15 protein-coding genes are annotated in these 22,918 nt (G+C 50.8%); 11 read left to right on the forward strand and 4 right to left on the reverse strand.

The window, feature by feature from the left end:
- Positions 1-35: 35 nt before the first annotated feature.
- From MPET_RS12865 to MPET_RS12875, 3 genes are all read right to left on the reverse strand, one after another.
- Positions 36-731 carry a 4Fe-4S dicluster domain-containing protein gene (locus MPET_RS12865; RefSeq protein WP_013330467.1) on the reverse strand — a complete coding sequence of 232 codons (696 nt, stop codon included), beginning with the start codon at positions 729-731 and terminating at the stop codon, positions 36-38.
- Positions 732-810: 79 nt separating this feature from the next.
- Entirely contained in the window at positions 811-1,365 is a 555-nt protein-coding gene (locus MPET_RS12870; protein ID WP_013330468.1) for an HNH endonuclease, read from the reverse strand.
- A gap of 86 nt (positions 1,366-1,451) precedes the next feature.
- Positions 1,452-3,884 (reverse strand): plasma-membrane proton-efflux P-type ATPase, encoded by a 2,433-nt coding sequence (locus tag MPET_RS12875; protein WP_013330469.1) that lies wholly within the window; start codon positions 3,882-3,884, stop codon positions 1,452-1,454.
- 303 nt (positions 3,885-4,187) lie between these two features.
- Here MPET_RS12875 and MPET_RS14685 point away from each other — a divergent pair, with 303 nt between their 5' ends.
- The 8 genes from MPET_RS14685 (at position 4,188) to MPET_RS12920 (ending at position 16,451) form a co-directional block, all read left to right on the forward strand.
- Positions 4,188-7,082 carry a chitinase gene (locus MPET_RS14685; RefSeq protein ID WP_013330471.1) on the forward strand — a complete coding sequence of 965 codons (2,895 nt, stop codon included), beginning with the start codon at positions 4,188-4,190 and terminating at the stop codon, positions 7,080-7,082.
- A 190-nt stretch (positions 7,083-7,272) separates the two neighbouring features.
- Positions 7,273-8,145, forward strand: coding sequence for a tetrahydromethanopterin S-methyltransferase subunit H family protein (locus MPET_RS12890; RefSeq protein ID WP_013330472.1), 873 nt, complete (start codon positions 7,273-7,275; stop codon positions 8,143-8,145).
- A complete protein-coding gene (locus MPET_RS12895; protein ID WP_013330473.1) occupies positions 8,138-9,976 on the forward strand; it encodes an ASKHA domain-containing protein in 1,839 nt (612 codons plus the stop codon). The genes MPET_RS12890 and MPET_RS12895 overlap by 8 nt, the downstream gene beginning before the upstream one ends.
- 138 nt (positions 9,977-10,114) lie before the next feature.
- On the forward strand, positions 10,115-10,753 hold the full coding sequence (locus tag MPET_RS12900) for a cobalamin B12-binding domain-containing protein (protein WP_013330474.1): 639 nt from the start codon (positions 10,115-10,117) through the stop codon (positions 10,751-10,753).
- Positions 10,754-12,010 (forward strand): uroporphyrinogen decarboxylase family protein, encoded by a 1,257-nt coding sequence (locus MPET_RS12905; RefSeq protein WP_013330475.1) that lies wholly within the window; start codon positions 10,754-10,756, stop codon positions 12,008-12,010.
- A 238-nt stretch (positions 12,011-12,248) separates the two neighbouring features.
- Positions 12,249-14,570, forward strand: coding sequence for an Orn/Lys/Arg family decarboxylase (locus tag MPET_RS12910; protein ID WP_013330476.1), 2,322 nt, complete (start codon positions 12,249-12,251; stop codon positions 14,568-14,570).
- Between the two features lie 2 nt (positions 14,571-14,572).
- Positions 14,573-16,012 carry an amino acid permease gene (locus tag MPET_RS12915; RefSeq protein WP_013330477.1) on the forward strand — a complete coding sequence of 480 codons (1,440 nt, stop codon included), beginning with the start codon at positions 14,573-14,575 and terminating at the stop codon, positions 16,010-16,012.
- Positions 16,005-16,451, forward strand: a complete 447-nt coding sequence (locus MPET_RS12920; RefSeq protein ID WP_013330478.1) for a hypothetical protein — start codon at positions 16,005-16,007, stop codon at positions 16,449-16,451. The genes MPET_RS12915 and MPET_RS12920 overlap by 8 nt, the downstream gene beginning before the upstream one ends.
- Positions 16,452-16,466: 15 nt before the next feature.
- Here the strand turns inward: MPET_RS12920 and MPET_RS14690 are convergent, their stop codons facing one another.
- Positions 16,467-19,334, reverse strand: coding sequence for a PAS domain S-box protein (locus MPET_RS14690; RefSeq protein ID WP_013330479.1), 2,868 nt, complete (start codon positions 19,332-19,334; stop codon positions 16,467-16,469).
- 231 nt (positions 19,335-19,565) lie between these two features.
- Between MPET_RS14690 and MPET_RS12930 the strand changes: the two genes are divergently transcribed.
- From MPET_RS12930 to MPET_RS12940, 3 genes are all read left to right on the forward strand, one after another.
- Positions 19,566-20,123: a hypothetical protein gene (locus MPET_RS12930; RefSeq protein ID WP_013330480.1), complete on the forward strand. Its 558-nt coding sequence runs from the start codon at positions 19,566-19,568 to the stop codon at positions 20,121-20,123.
- A gap of 279 nt (positions 20,124-20,402) precedes the next feature.
- Positions 20,403-21,269: a class I SAM-dependent methyltransferase gene (locus MPET_RS12935; protein WP_013330481.1), complete on the forward strand. Its 867-nt coding sequence runs from the start codon at positions 20,403-20,405 to the stop codon at positions 21,267-21,269.
- Between the two features lie 215 nt (positions 21,270-21,484).
- Positions 21,485-22,894, forward strand: coding sequence for an aldehyde dehydrogenase family protein (locus MPET_RS12940; RefSeq protein WP_013330482.1), 1,410 nt, complete (start codon positions 21,485-21,487; stop codon positions 22,892-22,894).
- Positions 22,895-22,918: the final 24 nt, after the last annotated feature.

Raw genomic sequence — 22,918 nt, forward strand, 5'->3', positions numbered from 1 at the left:
TTATTGTTTTTTCAAATATATCTTCAAAACATTCCTCAAAATTTATCAAGAGGGCACACCTTGATGCACATTCCGCACCTGAGCCCCCCGAGGGCATTGAACATATAGTCTGCACATTTCTCCCTGTGGATCACCCCTTCGGCAGTAATCGCTTTCGGAGGGCAGATATCGATGCATTTCATGCAGTCCTTACAGGCCTCGTTTACGAAGGGAAGCTCCCCCTTGTCGTCAGGCTCAAGAGGCGCATCGGTGAGAATTCCCATCATGCGAACCTTCAGCCCGAACTCCTTCGTGATTAGGAGATGGTTCATCCCGAAGTTCCCGAGCCCGGCATGGTATGCGGCATATTTGAACGAAAAATCGGCCATAAGCGTCTTCCGGTCTGCATACCAGTAGCCGAACTCGCTCCCCTCGCTCGGTGCGATCGTCGCCATGTAACCGGACTTCTCGATAAACTTCGCAACCTGAAAAGAGATGACACGAAGAGTCGCTGTTCCCGCCATGAGAGTATTGGTATATTCCCCCCTCCCCAAAGGAAGGGTTGAAAAGGCGCCTTTCGGGACCGAGACACCGATTATTATCACGGACTTAACACCGGGCATAACGTCCCGCGGATTTTTACCCTTGTAATCAGGGCTGTCGAAGCAGGACGAATCGACAATCCCCACAAAATCTGCCCCGAGCCCGAGAGCGGTATCTTTCAGTAATCCTGATATATTTTCTTCTGCCATCTTTCGCTCCTCGTATCTGAGAAAAGGTTCCTGATGAACTTTTGCGGGAATAAAAGATTAAAGTTCCCCGTTTTCGGGTTTACTTGTGAAAGATCCCTTCCAGGCAGTAGACGGTCAGTTTTTCTACAGTGCCCTCTTCGTCGCACAGGGGCCTCAGGTTACACCCGGGACACATCCTGGAGCCAAGCTCTTTCTTATCGACGTCAAGCGTCCCGCGTTTTTCATGGAGTTCGTAGAGCAGCTTGAGATATTTGCCCTCTGCGATCCTCGGGACCGTGTCTATCCCATCGAGCCCCATCCACTCGTAAAGACGTTTTCCTCCCTTACCGGAATTGCACGAACGGCAGACACGGATCGCGTTATCGGGAATATCAGGGCCTCCGCAGGAGCGGGGGAGGATATGCTCGGTGGTAAGCGGACCCTTCGCCCCGCAGTATATGCATTCGTCAGGTTTTTCGTGCTCCTTCAGCCACTCCCTGATCGTCGACGACCACACGATATCGCCGTCACGGAGCTGAATGAACTTTTTCATCTGGAACCCCCGGCTGCCTCCGAGCCCGGCGGACTTTGATATCAGCTTTGCATACTGCCAGAAGATCTGGTCGCGGATTGTTTTGACTGCTGCAGGCGGCATTGATAATTTTATGTCGTCGCAGTGACGCGATAAAAGTATCGGGAGGGAATTTTAGGCCACCGGTTCCGGATTCAGGATCGGAAACCTTACGAATAAGGATGGATGAACCTGAAGAGCCAGACCTTGATGATATCGTTGATGAGGAAGAACAGGAATGCATAACCCCAGACCAGAAGTGCCGGCACCCAGCCTACGGCCGTCATGAGGACACCATATACAGCAATAAGGGTGGGTATGACCTGGGTCGCCTCCGTCGTGCCGAACAGGGCAAGAGAAGGAAGCGGGCGCTCCCAGAAATGCTGCTGGCCCGTGCGGGCGAGATAAATCGTCATGTGGCCCGCTACTGCGAGCTTTAAGAATATGAGCGTCTGGATGGTATCGGCATCGAAAAGGAAGTAGAACTTCAGCAGCCAGAGAAGAAGGAAACTGGAGCCTACGCCGAGCACGCCGAGGATACTTGCGATGGTCAGGATCCGGTTCATCTGCCAGCGTACGGGTTTTGGTGCGATCGGAGCGTTGTCGTATGCAATCATCATGATCGGGAGATCGTTGAGAATCGCAAGGACAACGATCATTAGTGCAGTAACCGGGTAAAAATTCAAAACGACAATACAGAGCGTCATGAAGATGAGAACCCTGACCGTCTCGGCCAGCCTGTAGACGGCATAATTCTCCATCCTCCTGAAGATCGCACGACTCTGTCCTATCGCATCGATAATCACCGAAAGGCCCGGCTTCGTAAGGACGATGTCAGCGGCAGACTTTGCAGCATCGGTTGCACCGGCGACTGCGATCCCGGAATCGGCTTCTCTCAGGGCGGGAGCGTCGTTCACTCCGTCGCCGGTCATCCCGACGATGTGATCCGCTTCCTGCAGAACTTTGACTATCCTGAACTTGTTCTCCGGGAATACCTCCGCGAACCCGTCGGCCTTTTCAAGCTGTGTGAGGACATCCTTCCTCTCCCCGGAGATGAACGACGACTGGGGGATGATCTTCTTTCCGAGTCCCACCTGACCGGAGATCTCCTGTGCGATTGCTGTATGGTCTCCGGTCACCATCTTGACATCGATTCCGAGCCTCTTCGCCTCGGCAATCGTTGCGGCTGAGTCCTCACGCGGAGGATCGAAAAGCCCGATGACACCGAGGTACTTCCACTTCCCGTCGCCCCCCTTCCGTGCAACTCCAAGAGCACGAAAACCCTTTTTCGCAAAATCCAGGACCTGACCGTCAAGCACAGCCGAAAAAGCAGGATTGGCCGCACCTCCGGACCCGGTAAGAGAAGATATCGCCTGTGGTGCTCCTTTGGCGACTTCATACAATTCACCAGATCCGTCCCTGACCGTCGCACGGGAATATTTGGATACCGGATCGAACGGGGTGAAGTCCTCCTGCTCGCCGGGAAAAGACTGTCCTCCATTGAGTTCAGAGAAGCGCTTAAGGATCGCACGGTCTATCGGGTCGTTGCTCTCGGAATTCGAGGCGAGGGCGGCGGCCGTGATCACTTCATCTTCAGAGGCTCCACCGAATGCATGAACTTCGCCGACACTTATGGCATTCTGCGTTATCGTTCCCGTCTTGTCCGAGCACAGGATATCCATCCCAGCCAGCTCCTCTATGGCCGTGAGCCTGCTGACGATCGCCTCCTTCCTGGAAAGAGCCATCGCACCTACTGCAAGAGTGACGGTGAGCACGGCCGGAAGAGCGGCGGGAATGGCTGCAACAATAAGAACCAGTGCGAACTGGAGCGTATTTGCGAAGGACTCCGAACGCAGCATCGATACCGTAAAGACGATTGCAACAAGGACAACTGCGAGGAGGATGAGGTAGTTACCTATCTTTATTACAGCCTTCTGAAAATGGCTCCGGGGCGGCTTCACCTCGAGCAGGCTGGTGGTTTTTCCGAAGAACGTGTCCGCCCCGGTCTTGGTGACTGAGGCATCCATCTCCCCCTCGCGGATAATCGAACCGGAATATGCCTCGTCGCCGGATTTCTTTTCAACGGGAAGAGACTCACCGGTAAGAGCAGACTCGTCGAGGAGGAGATAGTTCCCCTTTAGCAGGTGAAGATCGGCAGGGACTATGTTTCCGAGCCTGACATGAACGATGTCGCCCGGCACAAGTTCCCGTGCAGGAAGATCCTGCCACTCCCCGTCCCTTAGCACACGTGCCGAAGGAGCGAGACGCTGTTTTAAAAGCTCTATGGAATTTTCGGCCTTTCTTTCCTGGAGAAAACCCACGACAGCGTTGATCATTAAAAGAAGGACAATGACCGAAAAGTCCTCCCAGTGGCCGATGAACGCGGAGAGTACGGCGGCGATCTCGATCATCCACGGGATCGGGCCCCAGAAATAACCGAAAAATTTCAGGAGAGGGTGTCTCTTTTCCTCCGGCATATCGTTGAATCCGAACTTTTCACGGAGTTCTTCGACTTCCTGCCCGGTCAGTCCCTTCAGAGGTCCTGCATTCCCTCCGTTGCCGCCTGCACCGGTGAGCCCTGCACTCGTACCCTGCTCAGTCATTATCAGCTCCTGCAGGAGCCTGCACATGAAAAATAATGCTGCATGTCATCAGTTTTCTGTATCGAAATCCTTTCAGGATCTATATGCAGAACATCGTAAAAAAAGATCGGGGCGGTATATTTCATGCAGGTTCACCCTTCACTTTGTTTAGCCGGCAAGGCTAAACAGGGATTCCGGTTTTTTGCATTAATCACGGACATTACGGGCTTAGAGATCAGTATCTTCCTTTCGAATCTAACCACCAACAAGTATATCAGGATCTAATTTCAAGATCGGGTCACCTTAAATAGGTTGGTGATTATTTTGATTTTGAATCGACTTGCATTATTAATTCTGATCGTTCTGTTGGGAAGCCTGTGCCTTCCTGCAGGAGCAGCGAACTGGCCTGATCAGTTCTATGCACCGTATATAAATATTGAGATGTATGCACCTCCCACGATCAACGATGTTTACGATGCGACCGGCGTGAAGTACTATTCGCTTGGTTTCATAACCGCGAACACCACTACCGGCAAACTCCGGTTCGGAGATCATCCTGAAGCAGATTATTACAAAGATCAGATCGACACACTCCGTACAAAGGGCGGTGACGTGATTATCTCCTTCGGGGGAGCGTTTGCTGAAAAAACCGAACCGGCGATAGTGATAACGGACCTGAACAACCTTGTTGATGCATACGGTTCCGTCATCGATACATACGGTATGAACTACATAGATTTCGACATCGAAGGAGGGGCACTCACGAACATAGATGCCAATAGCAGACGCTACGAGGCGATATTGAAGCTTAAGGAGAAATACCCGGATCTCATGGTCTCGACAACCATCGCCGTCATGCCTTATGGCCTCACAGAATTTCAATTGAATTATCTCAGCAATGCAACGAAGGCCGAGGCCGAATACAAGAAAAATACAGGAAAGGACGTGCTCATCTTCGACAGGATCAATATCATGCTCATGGACTACGGTAATGATTACAAAGGGGACATGGGGCAATATGCGATAGAGGCCGCAACCAACACGAACAAACAGTTAAGCCAGGGCTATTACAGCGGCAAATCCGAGGCCGAGATATGGAAGAGAATGGGCCTGACCCCGATGATCGGCCAGAATGACAACCAGTACGAGATCTTCACCCTGAACAATGCCAAAACGCTTGCAGAGTTTGCGGGAAGCAACGGCGCAGGAATGATGTCACAGTGGTCTGTCCACCGTGATAATGGAAATTGCCCGGGGCAGGTTGTTGCAAGTCCTCTGTGTAGCGGCATTGTACAGGATCCTTATGAATTCTCGAATATCCTCAAGAATTATACCTCGATGAGACCTTCGGAACCTGCTCCCATATCATCCACTATCTGGCCCGACCAGTTATGTGCACCGTATATCGATTACGGACTCTGGCAGGGTTACACGATCAACGATGCATACGCTGCAACCGGAGTGAAGTATTATACATGCTGTTTCATAACCGTGAACAATGCAGGCGAACTCAGATTCGGAGATCATACCGAAGCCGACTACAGGTTGAACGATATAAATGCACTCCGTGCAAACGGGGGAGACGTGATAATATCCTTCGGCGGAGCATTCGGGGAATCCTCCGAACCTGCAGTCAAAATAACAGACCTGGACAAACTCGTCGATGCATACAGCTCCGTCATCGAAACATACGGTGTGAACTACATAGATTTCGACATCGAAGGAGCGGCAGTCACGAACCAGGGGGCCAACAGCAGGCGCAATCACGCAATAATCAGGCTTAAGGAAAAGTACCCGGACCTGAAAGTATCGACCACTCTTGCCGTCAGCCCTGTTGGATTCACAGAAGAAGTACTGGCTTTCCTCTCTGATGCAAAGGGTGTCGAGGACAAATATAACAGTGAAAACCCGGGAAAAGATGTACTCATCTTCGACAGGGTCAATATCATGCTCATGGACTATGGTCCCAGCTACCTTGGAGACATGGGGCAATATGCAATAGATGCCTCCAATGGCGTGCACAGACAGTTAAGTCAGGGTTATTACAGCGGCAAATCCGATTCCGAGATCTGGAAGAGGATGGGGCTTACCCCGATGATCGGACAGAATGACCAGGAAGGAGAGATCTTTACCCTGGACAATGCCAGAACGCTTGCCGAGTTTGCGGGAAGCAACGGTGCCGGTATGATGTCGATGTGGTCGTTAAGCCGTGACAACAGCGGCACTGTCGGCCAGTTCCCGCCTTCCGCGACAGGAAGCAGCGTTCAACAGGAACCTTTTGAATTCACGAATATCATCAAAAACTATCCCTCGATGAGGATCGACCCGACAAGAACTCCCGAACCGACACCGACCTATGAAACTGGTCTGATAACGCCTACACCTACGCGGGCAACCGGCCTGATACCTGAATGGAATTCGGAGAAGGAGTATGATACCGGGGAGATTGTCCTTTACGGCGGCAGTATGTATGCCGCAAGATGGTGGACGATTGACGAGGAGCCCGGCATAGAATATGTCTGGCTGTCGACATCCGGAAAACTCGTACCGGATCGTGCAACAGGACTGATGTCGCAATGGGATTCCGGTAGGATATATACCGAAGGAGAGACCGTCATTTATGACGACGGCGTATATTCTGCAAAATGGCTGACAATGGGTGAAAAACCCGGCGAAACCTATGTATGGGATATGATTTCAGAGATTGAACCTGAGGTTCCCGTGACAGAAACCGTTACGGAGACAGAGACTCCTGCAACAGGCCTGATAATGAAATGGGACTCGAAGACCGAATATGACGCAGGAGATAAAGTCCTCTACAAGGGTAAAACCTATACGGCAAGATGGTGGAACGTAGCCGAACCCCCCGGCCACACATATTCATGGATATCGGATGCAGGCGAATACATGCCTACCCCTACTCCCTCATCGGGCCCGGCAAAACAGTGGGATTCGAGGAAGGCATATGCAGCCGGCGACATGGTCATCTATAACTACAACAGGTACAGGGCGAGCTGGATGAACAGGGGCGAAGTTCCCGGAGTATCGTATGTCTGGGAACTGGCCCCTGAAGAGCCTACACCTTCACCGACGCGGGCAACCGGCCTGATTACTCCGACTCCCACTTATTCAAAAGGACTTATTACTCCGACTCCGACCCGTGCTACAGGTCTGATTACCCCGAATCCCACCCCTGCAACAGGCCTTTTGGGAGGATAAATCTAAACCAATTTTTTTAATTCATAACTCTCCTTTTCAGAATGCAGGCGGGAAATACCCCGGAGGATTTTCGGCCTCTAACACAATATTTTTATCATCCTGCAAGAAATATTCAAAATAAAGCGTTATCGGTCTTTTTTCGATAAACAGGCACTTACCGGATCAGGCCGTACTTACGGAAGTGACATCAATGTTCAGTTTTAAAACCGACCAGAAGACATACGAGATCGCCGGCACCAGGGTTGGCGGCCAGCCGGGCGAAATCCCCACGGTCCTTATCGGGAGTATGTTCTATACAAAACACAAGATTGTAACAGACGAAAGAGCGGGAGAATTCGACAGGGATGCCGCCGAAGCCCTGGTAAGGAAGCAGGAAGAGCTCGGAGACAAGACCCGCAACCCGGCCTTAATCGACATCGTGGCTTCATCTTCGGAAGCGATCCTCAGGTACATCGATTTTGTTGCAGGGATGAATGAAAAACCGTTCTTCATCGACTCCGCAAGTGCGGATGTCAAGATTGCCGCGATCGAATACGCAAAAGAGATCGGTCTCGAAAAAAGGATCGTCTACAACTCCGTCTCTATCGAGACGAAGGATAACGAATACGCGGCCTTAAAGGCAAACGGGATCGAATCGGCAATCCTCCTCTCGTTCACCAGGGACATCATGAGCAGCAGGGCACGGGCGGAGACCGTGGATAAACTCGCACCCAAAATGGAAGAGTCCGGTATCAAAAATATCCTCGTCGATACCTTCGTAATGGACGTTCCGAGCCTCACACCCTCCGGCAGGGCGACGATAGAGATCAAGAAGAAGACCGGATATCCATGCGGGACCGCGGCACACAACGCGATATCGACATGGAAGGGACTCAAGAATATGCTCGGAAAGGAGGGAGTGAGATCTGCGGATATCGTTGCAAATATCATGCCGGCAATCTTCGGCGCCGACTTTCTGCTCTACGGCCCGGTCGAGAACTGCGAATCAGTCTTCCCTGCGGCCTTCACGATAGATACCACCTACAGGTATGCCGCGAGGATGAAAGAGACCATCGATGTCTGAGGAGAATCACAGCGTCAGGGTCACCTTCGAGCCCGACGGAAAGACGGTCGAAGACTCTTCAGGAACACTGCTCGAACTTGCACAGGCTGCAAACACGAGCCTTCGCGGAGACTGCGGCGGAGCGGGAGTCTGCGGCAAATGCAGGGTCCAGATCGTAAAACTATACGGGGAGGTATCCGATCCGACGGAGAAGGAAAGGGATCACCTGAAGGACGGAGAGATCGCCGCCGGCTACAGGCTCGCCTGCCAGACGAAGATTCTCTCGGGGAAATGCACTGTTCACATCCCACCTGCAAGCAGGACTGCAAAGCGGGAGATCTCTGGTCTCGGGCTTGATGAGGATGTCCCTCTCGACCCGGCAGTAAGGAAGATCCATGTAAAGCCGGAAAAAGCGACATTCGGGGACCCAAGACCCGACATTCAAAGGCTTAAGGACTCCCTCCAGGCAGGAGACGAACTGAAGTTTCCGCTCACGGTTCTCTCGGGCCTCCCCGCAGTACTGCGCAGTTCCGGCTGGAATATAACCGTAACGCTGTGGAAGGACAAACTGGTATCTGTCGAGCAGGGAGACACTTCGAAAGAATGTTTCGGGATAGCGGTCGATATCGGTTCTTCCAAGATCATCTGCCATCTCGTGAATCTCGTGACAGGAGAAACCATTGCAAAGGCAAACGGCGAAAACCCGCAGATCATGTACGGCGAGGATGTAGTATCGAGGATAACATATGCATCGAAGTCGCCGGAGAAACTGAAAAAGCTCCAGTCGCTTGTTACCGGAACCATAAACTCGCTCATAGAAGAGGCATGCAGGGAGAGCGGAAAGTCACCTGAAAATATCTACGAGATGGTCTTTGTGGGAAATTCGGTAATGCACCACCTCGTCCTCGGGATAATCCCGAAGTATATCGGCGTCGCACCGTTCGTCCCGGCTGTAACAGATCTGGTGAGTTTTCCCGCGAAGGATATAGGCATTAACATCAATCCCGACGGGATGATAACCGCAATTCCCCTCATAGGCGGATTTATCGGAGCGGATGCAGTCGCAAACATCCTCATATCAGGGATCTACGAGACCGACGATCTCTGCCTCCTGATCGATATAGGAACGAACTCGGAGATCCTTCTCGGAAACTCCAAAGAGATCATGGCATGCTCGGCTCCTTCAGGGCCTTCGTTCGAGGGAGCGCACATAAGTTCGGGGATGAAAGCGGTCAGCGGGGCTATCGAGAGCGTGAAGATCATCGACGGCAAACTCCTCTACTCCACGATCGACGATGAAAAACCCAGAGGAATCTGCGGCAGCGGCATAATCGATCTTGTCGCAGAGCTATATACGGCCGGAATAATCACAAGGACAGGAAAATTCAGGAACCTCGATCATCCACGGATCGTAGTCCGGGACGTTCCCAGGTTTATCGTCGCAGGAAAGGAAGAGAGCGGAATAGACAATGATATATCGGTCAGCGAAAAGGACATCAACGAGTTTCTGCTCGCAAAGGGATCGCTTAAGGCCGGATGGAAAATACTGGCAAAAAAGTGGGGAATTGCTCCTTCTGAGATAGACAGGATCTATCTTGCGGGCTCCTTCGGCACGCATGTAAATATCGACAACGCGATAGTTCTCGACATCCTCCCGGACATTGACAGGGAGAAGATCGTTTTCGCCGGTGAAACCGCGGTCGGCGGGGCGAAGATCGCACTCAAATCACTGGAAAAGAGAAATGAACTGAAGGAAATCCTGAAAAGGGTAAAGTACGTGGAGCTCTCGATTGAGCATTCGTTCCAGAAAGATTACCTCGCGTCCATCCCGATATCCGGGCGTAAAAGCTGATTTCAATTCATTTTTTTTAAATTATAACCACGGAATTTGTTTTTAGAGCCTGCAAAAAGGCTGCAACAGAGATAAATTATATCTGGAGCCCCGCAAGAGTATCAATTATCTCACTCAAATGTGAGAGGGGTATAAAAAATGACAGACGTGAGAGAAGATTTTATAAATGCACTCGTAGATCTCGACGAGACGAAATGCATCGACCTTGCGAAGCAGAGGGTCGAAGCCGGAGAAGACCCCTTCACCATCCTGGAAGACCTCAGAGAGGCTACCGACAGAATAGGCAATATGTTCGAAGAGGGCCGGTTCTTTGTCTCGGACCTCATGATGGCGGGAGAGATCCTCAAACAGATAATGGTGGTGCTCAAGCCCGCATTCGGAGACCGGAAGATCGAAAGCAAAGGAACGATCGTCATCGGAACGGTCGAAGGCGACGTCCACGATATCGGAAAGAACATAGTCACCGCACTTCTTGAAGCGGAAGGATTCACGGTCGTCGATCTCGGTGTCGACCAGCCGCCCGAGGCGTTCATCAATGCGATCAAGGAGAACAAACCGCTCGTCGTAAGCCTTTCCGGGCTCCTGACCGAGGCTATCGATTCGATGAAGAAGACCGTCGATGCAATCAAGGCCGCCGGACTCCGCGACAGTGTAAAGATAATCATCGGAGGAGGAAGAACCGACGAAGAGGCGAAGGAATACATCGGCGCAGACGACTGGTCCGACGATGCAACGAGCGGCGTCAGGAAGATTAAGAAACTCGCAGGGGTGGCGTAGATGGAGCCCGCAGAACTCTACCGCCAGAGGCTTGACAGGTTAGAGGCGGTAATCAAAGGAAAAGAGCCGGACCGCGTTCCGATAACGGCCATGGTAACCATATTCCAGGGCCATTATGCAGGATACAAGGCAAAAGATGTCATACTCGATGCGGCGAAGAACAAGGAAGCGACCCTTAAGACGGCTGCCGATTTCGATTTCGATTCGATAACCGCCCTTACCGGACTTGAAGGAACGATCATGAGCATGACGTTCCTTAAATCGGCTCCCGAACTCATTCCCGCCGCAAGGTTCCTGCAGGCCCAGTACCACCCGATCTTAAAAGATGTCTACACTAAATGGCCGGGAATCGAGCTCGATGACGATGCCCACCCGCAGTTCATCGGCAAGGAGATCATGAAGGTCGAAGAATACGACCAGTTCATCGAAAACCCTACAGAATACCTGAACCGTGTTGCACTGCCGAGGATCTGTCCGGGGCTTGCTGAACCGGGATCTCCGGAATCTAACGCTGCATTCTCAAAATACGGCGCCCAGCTTGCCACTTTCGGTGCATCACAGGGCGATCTCATAGGCTCTCTTGCGGCGATGGGTTTTCCGACATTTCCGACTGCATGGAGCTATTCGCCGCTCGATGTACTCGGAGATTTCCTTCGCGACATAAAGAACATAGTCATCGATCTCTTCAGGTACCCGGAAAAAGTAAAACAGGCGGTTGAAGCCCTTACACCGATGTTGATAGAATCGGCAAGGATAACGGGAACTGTCCCGCCGGAGATGAAGAAGGCGCTCGGCACCGATATCGTCGAATGCTTCTTCCCGCTGCACTTAAACGAGTACCTCAACCCGAAACAATACGACGAGTTCTACTGGCCGGCCCTGAAAAAAGTGCTCGAAGAAACTATCGCAATGGGTCAGACGCCGTACATCCTCTTTGAGGGGCGTCACGACGCACATCTCGAAACACTCCTCGAACTTCCAAAAGGAAAGGTGATCGCCGTATTCGACAAGACCGACCCGAGAAAGGTGAGAGATGTCGTCGGCGATCATGTAATTCTTTCAAGCGGTCCGCCCAACTCACTCCTTATCGGTGGAACGCCCCAGAAGGTCGACGACTACATGAAGAGTATGCTCACCGACTGCAAGGAAGGCGGAATGATGATCTACCCCGGAGTCGACGGCGGAATCTCCGGAGATGCCAGACCTGAAAATGTTCAGGCGATGATCAAAGCAGTACAGAAATACGGAACATACTGATCTTAACAGGGAGGGAAAGCCCCCCCTGCCTGAACTTTTTTCCTGCCGGAGATACGAAACGATTCTCCCGCGGCATAAAACTCAAATTAATATTAAAAATGAACTGAAATTTTCAGAAAATCCGACATGTATAAATACTACAATACATAGTCTCTATCATGAAACAGGGAGAAAAAGGGGCACATTACATATTCTCCTGCAAAGTGCCCGGAAAATCGATCCCTCAGGAGGTTGCGGCATGAACCCCGAGGAGAGACTCCAGGTAGGAGTTATCGACGCGAATGTTCATACAGACACTCCGGCAGGAAGGGCTGTAACAAAAATTATCCAGGATCTGGCCGAATACGGAATCGAGGTCACTGTACTTGTATCTACAGAAGATGCAAGAGCAGCTCTCTCTAACCTGCCGTCGGCAGACTGCATAATGGTGAACTGGAACGTCGGTGAATCGGATGATAGTCCTGCCGGAAAGAAGGTTGCCTCAGGGGTTGATGCAAACCTAATCATATCCGAGATCAGGAAACGAAATGAGGAGATCCCGATCTTTCTCATGGGCGAACCTACGAGTGAACCGCCGAAAAAGCTCCCTATCGAGATGATTAAAGGGATCAACGAGTTCGTCTGGGTGATGGACGACACCGCCGAATTCCTTGCGGGACGAATAAGAGCAGCGGCAAAGAGGTACAGGGATCAACTCCTTCCCCCGTTCTTCGGCGAACTGGTGAATTTCTCCCGCGACTTCGAATATTCATGGCACACGCCCGGTCATGCAGGCGGAACCGCATTCAGGAAATCGCCGGCAGGAAGGGCATTCTTCAATTTCTTCGGCGAACAGTTGTTCAGGTCAGACATATCCATCTCAGTAGGCGAACTCGGCTCCCTTCTCGACCATTCCGGGCCGGTAGGAGAGGCGGAAAGATACGCGGCAAAGGTGTTCGGTGCGGATTCCACCTATTTTGTCACCAACGGAACGTCGACATCGAACAAGATCGTCTTCTTCGGGAGGGTCACCGCAGACGACATTGTCCTCGTCGACAGGAACTGCCACAAATCGGCGGAGCATGCACTGACCATGACTCATGCGGTCCCGGTATACCTCATTCCGACAAGGAACAGGTACGGGATCATCGGTCCGATACATCCCGAAGAGTTCTCACCTGAAACTATCAAAGCGAAGATTGCGGCCTCCCCGCTGACAAAGAAACTGAAAAACAAGACTCCCATCCACTCGATAATTACAAATTCAACCTACGACGGCCTCTGTTATCACGCGGAATGGGTGGAGAACGAGCTCGGAAAGAGTGTCGACAGCATCCACTTCGACGAGGCATGGTATGGATATGCACGCTTCAATCCGATGTACCGCAACCGCTTCGCGATGAGGGACGGTGCCAAGAACCCCGGAGGGCCCACGGTCTTTGCAACGCAGTCGACCCATAAACTGCTCGCTGCACTCTCACAGGCATCCATGGTCCATGTCAGAAACGGAAGGGTGCCGATCGAACACTCGAGGTTCAACGAGGCGTTCATGATGCACTCCTCGACCTCCCCGCTCTATACCATAATCGCCTCCTGCGATGTCTCCGCGAAGATGATGGACGGGGCATCGGGAAGGATGCTCACACAGGAGCCGATCGAGGACGCGATCAGGTTCAGGCGGATGATGGCGAGGATCAACAGGGAGATCGGTACGGGAAAAACGGCGAACGACTGGTGGTTCGGAATGTGGCAGCCTGATTTCGTAACAGATCCATCCACCGGCAAGAAGATGGACTTCGCCGACGCAGGCATCAACCTGCTGGGCAAAGAGCCGTCATGCTGGGTTCTCCACCCCGAGGACAGCTGGCACGGGTTCACTGATCTCCCCGACGACTACTGCATGCTCGACCCGATAAAGGTGACCGTGCTCATGCCCGGAGTAAAAGACGACGGAACACCGGCCGACTGGGGAATACCAGCGGCAATCGTCGTCAAGTTCCTGGACACGAAAGGAATCGTCAACGAGAAGTCGGGCGACTACAACATACTCTTCCTCTTCTCTATGGGAATCACCAAGGGCAAGTGGGGAACGCTTGTCACCGAACTCTTCGAATTCAAGCGCCACTGGGAAGAGGAAACACCGCTCGAAGAGGTCTTCCCCGATCTTGTGAAGGAATGGCCGGAGAGGTACGGCGGAATGACCCTGCCCGGACTGGTCAACGATATGCACGATTACATGAAAAAGACCGAGCAGGGCAAACTCCTCCAGGAGGCCTACGAGAAACTGCCCGAACAGGTCATGACATACGCGGAGGCCTACAGGTGCCTCGTCCGCAACGAAGTGGAGCATGTCGCAGTCTCTGATATGGAGAACAGGATCGTTGCAACCGGAGTGTTCCCGTATCCGCCAGGAATCCCTGTCCTCGCACCCGGCGAATCGGCGGGAAAGAAGAAAGGAGCGATCATCAAATATCTCCTTGCACTCCAGGAATTCGACAAGAAGTTCCCGGGATTCGAGCACGACATACACGGCGTTGAGAACGTGAACGGGAAGTACATGATATACTGCCTGAAGGAGTGACAATGAGCGAAGAAACAAAGACAGGCAAGGGAGTAAAGAAAGTCTATCTCGGCATATTCGCCCTTGCGATGATAAACGTCGCCGCAGTGCTGAGCATCAGGAACTTTCCGTCGATGGCAATCTACGGGTGGTCGTGTATCGGGTGGTACATCATCGGGACGATACTATTCCTGATCCCGATCTCCCTTGCGGGTGCCGAACTTGCAACAGGCTGGCCCGAGGGCGGTGGTGTCTACGCATGGGTAAAGCAGGCGTTCGGGGAGAGAGACGGATTTATCGCGCTCTTCTGCGAATGGTCGAACAACCTCGTCTGGTTCCCGACCGTCCTGTCGTTCATCGCAGCGACACTCGCATTCGCCCTTACACCGAATCTTACATCGAGCCCGCTGTATATGTTCACCGTGATGATGATCGCATTCTGGGGAACTACCGCAGTCGCATATTTCGGCGAAAATGCCTCGACTAAACTCAGCAACTTCGGCGTAGTGCTCGGCAGCATCATCCCTGCGGTAGTGATCACGCTTCTCGGGATCTGGTGGTTTGCATCCGGGCAGCAGCTGGTTCTCCCTGAATTTTCACTTGGAGAGATTGCACCGGAGATAAATCTCGATACACTGCCTTTCTTCGCAACGGTTGTTCTTCTCTTTGCAGGTATGGAGATGGCGGGCTTCCACGCTCTCGAAGTCAGAAACCCGCAGACGGACTTCCCGAAGGCGATCGGCATCTCGGCAGTAATAATCTTCTTCTGCACGATTGCGGCGACGCTCGCAATTGCATTTGTAATCCCGGCAAACCAGCTGAGCCTTGCATCAGGTGTTATGCAGGCGATACAGTATTTCTTTGATTCCGCGGGGCTGTCGGCTTTCGTTGGGCCTATGGCGTTGTTGATCACTATCGGCGGTGTGGTAAATCTCGCGGCATGGCTCATAGGACCTGCAAAAGGTCTCGGGGTCATTGCAGAAGAGGGGAACATGCCGCCAATGTTTGACCGGACGAACAAATACGGAGCTCCGGTTGCGGTTCTGGTCACGCAGGCGCTCATCGGCTCTGTAATCTCGCTCCTGTATGTGTTCCTGCCGTCCGTCAACCAGGCATACTGGATACTGTCGGCTATGACCGTGGAACTGCTCTGCATCGTATACTTCCTGGTATTTGCTGCTCTCATCAAACTCAGGTACAGCCAGCCCGATAAGCCGAGGCCGTTCAAGATCCCCGGCGGAATGCCGGGAGTCTGGATCGTCGGAGGGATGGGAGCAGTAGGAGTCGTATTCTCGTTCATCGTGGGACTTATGCCCCCTTCCTACTACGACAACACAATCGGCTATGTCGTAGCGGTTCTCTTCGGGACATTCGTTCTTGCGGTTCCGCCTCTTATCTTCCTTAAACTAAAGAAACCAAGCTGGGCAAAAGGTGCAAACAAGGAGGTGGCACAGGATGAATGAAAAGCAGGAGGTCGTTATTATCGTGGTAATACTTGTACTTGCGATTATACTGCTGCCGGTTTCAGTTGCAATATTAGCCCACGGCACAGACCCGTACCGTATCATCGAGGGAAACCCCATAGAGATCGCAGCAGAGAAGGCAGGCCTTACCATCTGCAACGAAACGGAGACGTCATGGAATATCGCCGGACTCACCAAAGGAATGACTTACACGATCTCCGACAACTGCGCAAACCCGACGGAGACGATAAGGCTCGATGTATTGTCATTCGACAGTTCCGAATCGAGGGATGCGGCGATACTCGCGTATCACTCGAATACGATCGGGAAGAACCACCCTCACGGAAGCCTGATCGTATTAGGGCAGTACCTGATCTTTGTCAACTATTCGGGAAGTTCCATCCTGAGCAAGATCTCGCAGGAACTGGGTAAATTATAGAAATAATTCTTTTTTTCAACAGCCGTATATTACGCGGTATTTTCCTTCCGGAACAGTCATTTCAAATCTTGCGCCTTTGCCCGGACTGCCGCATTCCTTTATCTCCACACCTGATATCGCGAGGATCTCCCTGGCCAGGAAGAGACCCAAACCAGTGTTTTTGCCGAATCCGCGCTCGAAGATCAGTTCCTTGTCATCATCCGGGATCCCTGTCCCGTCATCCTTCCATACTATACTGTATCCGCCGTTTTCGGAACGCATGCATGAGACCTCTACCCGTGAAACTGAACCACCGCCATGTCGCACGGTATTGTCGAGAAGAGTATCGAAGACCTTCCTCAGGATTGGGTCGGCTAAGATCTCGATATCGCAGCCAACTATTTCAAAAGGAAGAGAACTCTGGCTTCTTACAACAGCGAGAATCTCAGCCAGGTTCTGCCATACAGGCACATGCGAACCGAGGTTCTCGTACTCTCTCGTAAATTCGATCTGCTTCTGGATCTTTTCAAGAAGTTCATGGAGAGTCTCTATATACTGCCCGTACTCCGGATCTTCAGGATTTTTCAGCAGTTCGATGAAACAGTAAGCAGCCATGACGCTGTTTAGGATGTCATGGCGTGTAATGCTGTAGAGGAGTTTCAGCTTGTGGTTTGCATTCTCAAGTGTTTCCCGGATGTTTTTAACATCCCCGACATCGTCGAAGAATCCCAGGACAATAAATGAGCCGTCCTTATTACTCTGCGAGATGCAGGCATTGATTTTCAGGTGCTTCTTTTTCGTCTCACCTTTTTTTATGTATTCAAAATTGAAGTCCTCAAGATAGCCTTTCTCCAGGAGAATATCTGTCAGAAGATCGCTTCCGGCAGGGTCAGAATGCAGAATCTCTTTCAGGGATCCGGGATTGCCTGTAACTTCTTCCGGAGAGGAGAAACCGAGAATTTTCGCCCCGGTTCCGTTTAGGGTAAGAAATTCACCGTCCGACGTGCTGGTGAATATACCAATTGGAGCATTCTCGATCAGGTTCCGGTATTTCTCTTCGCTTTCCCTGAGTTCCGTGTGGCCTTTTTCCAGTTCGTCGTAGCCCTGGCGAAGTTCTTCCTCCATAACCGCAAGCTGTTCATAAGCTGAAGTCAGTTCTTTATTCCTGTTTACCAGGGTTTCCTCGAACTCTCTTTTGGCTGTAATATCCCGGATAGATTCGATGGCACCGGTGATTTTTCCACTGGAATCATAGAGCGGTGTTGCGATGAACCAGAGATAGGCGCCTTTGCCGCCGTATAAATACGGGATCTCGATCTCGGATACGAGCCTGTTCCCGTCGGTTATGACGGAAGGATAATGAGATTCACCAAGAAAATCGTTTTCCAGGACCATATCGATAAGAATGGGCTTTCTTTCCCTGTAGAAGGGCAGGGCATACTCGTAGTTGCCCCTGCCGACGATATCTTCGGACCGGACCCCAGTCATCTCCTCAATAGCCCGGTTCCATGCAATAACCCTGCCGTGATTGTCTATTACGAACGTCGCATCGGGAAGGAAATCGATGATGTCCATAAGATCCTGTCTGCTCTCTCTTAATGCATCTTCGGCATATTTCTGTTCGGTAATATCGGAGACCATGGCAAACGAACCCCTGAAGTTCCCGCTTTTTCCAAAGACATGAGTCGATTTCACCTTCATCCACCTGATCTCCCCGTCCTTTCTCATCATTCTCCGGACGTATAGACCGCTTTCACCCCCTTTTCTGTGCTCGATCTCAGACAGGTGATCTTTTTGATCTTCGTCGTGGATGAATGACGAAATCTTTCTTCCGACCATCTCTTTTGTGGAATATCCAAGCATCTCGGCCATTTTTTTATTCACGAAGGTGGTCATCTCCCGGTTGTCCATCTCCCAGATGCCTTCCTCCGCCGTCTCGACAATACGCCTGAATTTTTCCTCGCTCTCCCGGAGAAGAATTTCTTTCTGTCCCAGTTCGTTGTAGTTCTGTCTGAGCTCCTCCTCGGCTGCCTTGAGCTGTTCATACGCCCCCTGGATTTCGTCATTTCTCTCTTCTATGGTATTCAGGTGCATCCTGAGCTCTTCATTGAGCTCGGCGAGCTTTTGATTGCTTTCCTGAAGTTCATCTTCGGCTGCCTTTCGTTCAGTGATCTCGTCAAGTATAATCAGAAGGGCCGGCCTCTCTTCCCAGTGAATAGGGGTGGCATGAATCTTCACCCAGTGCGTATTCCCGGAGGAATCGAGGACCCTGAATTCGTACTCCTCGGGAGCACTTTTCCCCGTGATTCTGCGTTCATAACGGCCGAGCACCATCTCGCGATCATCGGGGTGGATTAAATCGTCGATAGATTTTCCAACCATTTCACCCGGGGGAATATCGATAATGGAGGAAAAACGCGGATTGGAAAACCTGACCTGGTGATCCTGTGCAATAAAGATCGCTTCGTTCGCTTTTTCGACGAGCAGGCGGTACTTCTCTTCGCTGTCCTTTAGTGCTGCCTCGGTCTGCCTTAACGCGATCGACTGTCTCACCTTATGGACAAGCTCTACAAACTGGGAGTTGGGTTCTCCTCCCTTCTGGATGTAGAAATCGGCTCCGTTTTCAAAGGCCTGGATTACAACCTCTTCCCGGCCCTTGCCCGTGAATATGATGAAGGGGATTTTGTCGCCTGAGGCACGGATGGCCTTCAGGAGATCGATACCGTCCATTCCGGCCATCTGGTAATCGGAGATAACCGCATCGTATTCTCCCGTTTTCATCAGTTCAAGTGCCAAAGCTGCGGATTCGGCAGTATCGACAGAAAAGTCACCGCTCTTTTCAATAAATATCCTTGCAAGTTCGAGAAGAACGGGTTCGTCGTCGACATAAAGAATCTTTATCATGAGGATGATCACCGAATCCCTTTGTTGTAGAATAGGGGAAGGTTCTGTAATAAATTATCCTTGTGCTCCAATAGTACAATGCGCTAAACACTTTTCACAAAAAATTAGAATAAATATTTTGTTAAAAATGAGATGAAAATTAATAATTAAAGGCTTGATAACTCTAAGTAGAAAATATTATTAACATTAAATAATAATTGAACTGTTTGTAAATCTCATGGGGGCTGGACCATGAAAAAAAGAATTACTAAAGATTCATCTATTAACATCAGAACTAACAAAAGTCGTATTGATGGTGACGTTATCGTTGGTGGTCACAATTCAAAAGTTGTTAAACAAACGGTTATCCATGACAATTCTATCAAATATGACATAGACAAAGAAAACAATTTCTTCTTTGATGCCTTATCTCCATATTTAATTAGAAAATTGGGTAAGACAAAAGTTTTAGGAATAGGAGCTGGAAGTTCAATATTAGGATTTTTATCCATGTTTAAGGGTATAGAGGGTCCTTCTTATTCTATATTCCTTTGGATGGGATTCTTTTTGTTAATTTTCGGATTCGTTTTTATTGGTGTCATAAAGCATTACTTAAACACAAAATGTAAAAACTGCAACAGAGAGTTTGCCTATGAAGAAATAGGCTCACCTCAAAGAAGGGAAGTCCAAACAAGTGATGGATTAATTAAACAAACAACTACCAGACAATATAGATGCAAATACTGTGGAGACATTCAAAAAATTAAAATAAATAAAACCATAGACCCCGATTCTGATTATAGACTATGATATGTCAATTATTTTAGTCAGATCTATTTTGAATCAATTTAGTTGTGATTCCATTTATTTTATCAAATCCATAGTTTCAATCATCATAAGCGATGAATATAAAAAAAATCTGATTTCGACCCTCCAAATGTAAATTAGTAATGTTTATTCATCCAAGCTAATTAAATACATATAGTGAATTAAAGAGGACAAATCCTTTTCTCCAAAGAATATTATCTAAATTCATTTCAGGAGAATTCCGGACTATTAAAAAAAAGAAAGATTTACAGAGGCAAAGACATGCAGAATTCAAAGAATATAAAAAACTGGATCGACTGCTGGGAAGCGTCGAAAAAAGATTCGAAAAAACCAGGGAACATGGGAGATCCCGAAGTATGGGAAAAAAGGGCGGAGATGTTCGCCCACAGGCTGAAGCCCGGAAAACGGCAGGGGAGAACGAACATGGTACTCGAACTCCTGGAGGAGGTCGGTTTTAAACCGGAGGGAGCCCGTGTCCTTGACATCGGCTGCGGTCCGGGAGCGTTGGCAATTCCCCTTGCCCGTGCCGGTGCCGACGTTACGGCAATCGACATTTCCTCGAAGACACTGGAATACCTGAAAGATAATGCGGAGAAAGAAGGACTCTCGGTACACCCCGTCAAATGCCACTGGTGGACTGCGGATATAGACGAACTCGGGTTCAGGGACCAGTTCGATCTCGTGATATCGTCGATGACCCCGGCGATTAAAGACTTCGAGACATTCGAAAAGATGAACGCCTGCTCGAAGAACTACTGCTACCTTAGTCATTTCATCAGGAAAACCGACAACGAGGCGGACCCGGAGATCTACAGGGAGATCCTGAAAACAGAGCCTCCACGCCGCAAGTCTGAAGGGACGATACCCGGCTTCTTCTATATCTTCATGTATGTCTACCTCAACGGATACAGTCCGCTGGTTACGATCAACCACAGGCAGCCGGAAGGCGAAAATGGATGGAAAGACGCTGCTGAAAGAGCAATCGAATTTTTGGAGGCTGAGTATGACTGCACGGAATCGGTAAAATCGGAGATCATGGACTATTATGAAAAGAAGACAAAGGCCGGAGAAGACCTCTTTGGATCGGATGTATTCATAGGCATGATGGCATGGTCGAAGGACAAGTGAACCGAAATATTATAACTCATAACCCGGTAATTCACTCCGAAATTATATTTTTTTAATACTCGCAAAATTTTTGCATACCCCCGCCTAACAATTCAAATCTTCACTAAAATTCCGGGAGGGATAAAGATAAAGCGTCTTAAAAGAGATAAGAGATTGCCATTTTAAGGCAGATCGGAAAGACGCCTGCCTGAATCAGAAACGCGAGGGTGAACGATATGGATACGGAAAATGATCCACGAAAGATTATAGAAGTGATAAATCCGGCGGACGGCTCTCTAATAGGAACCGTCCCTGCCGGAACCGCTGCAGATGTCGGTGCTGCCGTCGACGATGCCTCCGGAGCACTTGCCAAATGGTCGTCGCTCCTTCCGCGGGAGAGGGGGAAGAAGCTGTTCAACGCCGCAGCGGCGATCAGGAAGGATAAAGACCGTCTCGCAGCACTCCTGACATCCGAGCAGGGAAAGCCGCTTGCCGAATCTAAAAACGAGATCATGGGCTGTGCAAACGTCCTTGAATATTATGCCTCGATCTCGGGATCGATCACAGGTGAGGCTCTTCCCAGGTCCGATTACGGGTATTCGTTCACTATAAAGAAACCGCTCGGGGTCTGCGGTGCGATAATCCCGTGGAATATGCCGGCCCTGATAATGGCATGGAAGACCGGGCCTGCACTCGTCGCCGGAAACGCACTGATCGTAAAACCCGCAACATCGACACCACTTACTTGCATGGAGATGGCATCGTTAATACACGGGACAGGGATTCCTGAAGAGATACTCCGGGTGATCCCAGGAAGCGGGGATGAGGTAGGAAACGCGATAGCCGCCCACCCGAAGATCAGGGCGGTATCGTTCACAGGATCTACCGAGACCGGAAAAATTGTCGAAAAGGCAGCCTGCGGAACAGGGAAACATCTCACGCTCGAACTCGGGGGAAGCGACCCGATGATCGTATGCGACGATGCCGGTATCGCTGCGGCGGCGGCAGGTGCGGCGGCAGGACGGTTCTATAACTGCGGCCAGACATGCACGGCCGTAAAGCGCCTGTATGTATTCGAGAGCATTGCGGATGAGTTCATGAAGGCACTGGAATCCGCCGTTACAGGAATAAAGATCGGGAACGGTCTCTCGCCGGGCGTCAGGATGGGGCCGATGAGCAGCAGCACGGGAAGGGAGAGGATCGAAGAGATCATAGACTCTGTCCGCAACTCGGGCGACGGGGAGATCACAAGAGGCGGCCGGATTCCGGAAGGTGCGGACTACGAAAAAGGATTCTTCTACGAACCTACGATCGTAGCCGGAGTCTCGGGCGAAAGCAGGCTTATGAAAGAGGAGGTCTTCGGACCGGTGCTCCCCGTATCCGTCGTCCCCGGGATGAATGAGGCGATAGAGGCGGCGAACTCGACAAGATACGGCCTCGGCGCCTCGGTCTGGACGAAAAGCATCGGCCGGGCGGTAAGGGCCGCGGAAGAGATCGACGCGGGTATCGTGTGGATCAACAGGCACTTAAAGATCCCGCCGGAAGTTCCTTTCGGCGGGGAGAAGGCAAGCGGAACAGGACGGGAGAACGGCATATATGCACCTGAACGCTATATGACAGAAAAGACTGTCATAGTCTCGCCATAATAACAGGATAGAACCCGTAATACA

The organism is Methanolacinia petrolearia DSM 11571 (assembly GCF_000147875.1).
Classification (GTDB): Archaea; Halobacteriota; Methanomicrobia; order Methanomicrobiales; family Methanomicrobiaceae; genus Methanolacinia; species Methanolacinia petrolearia.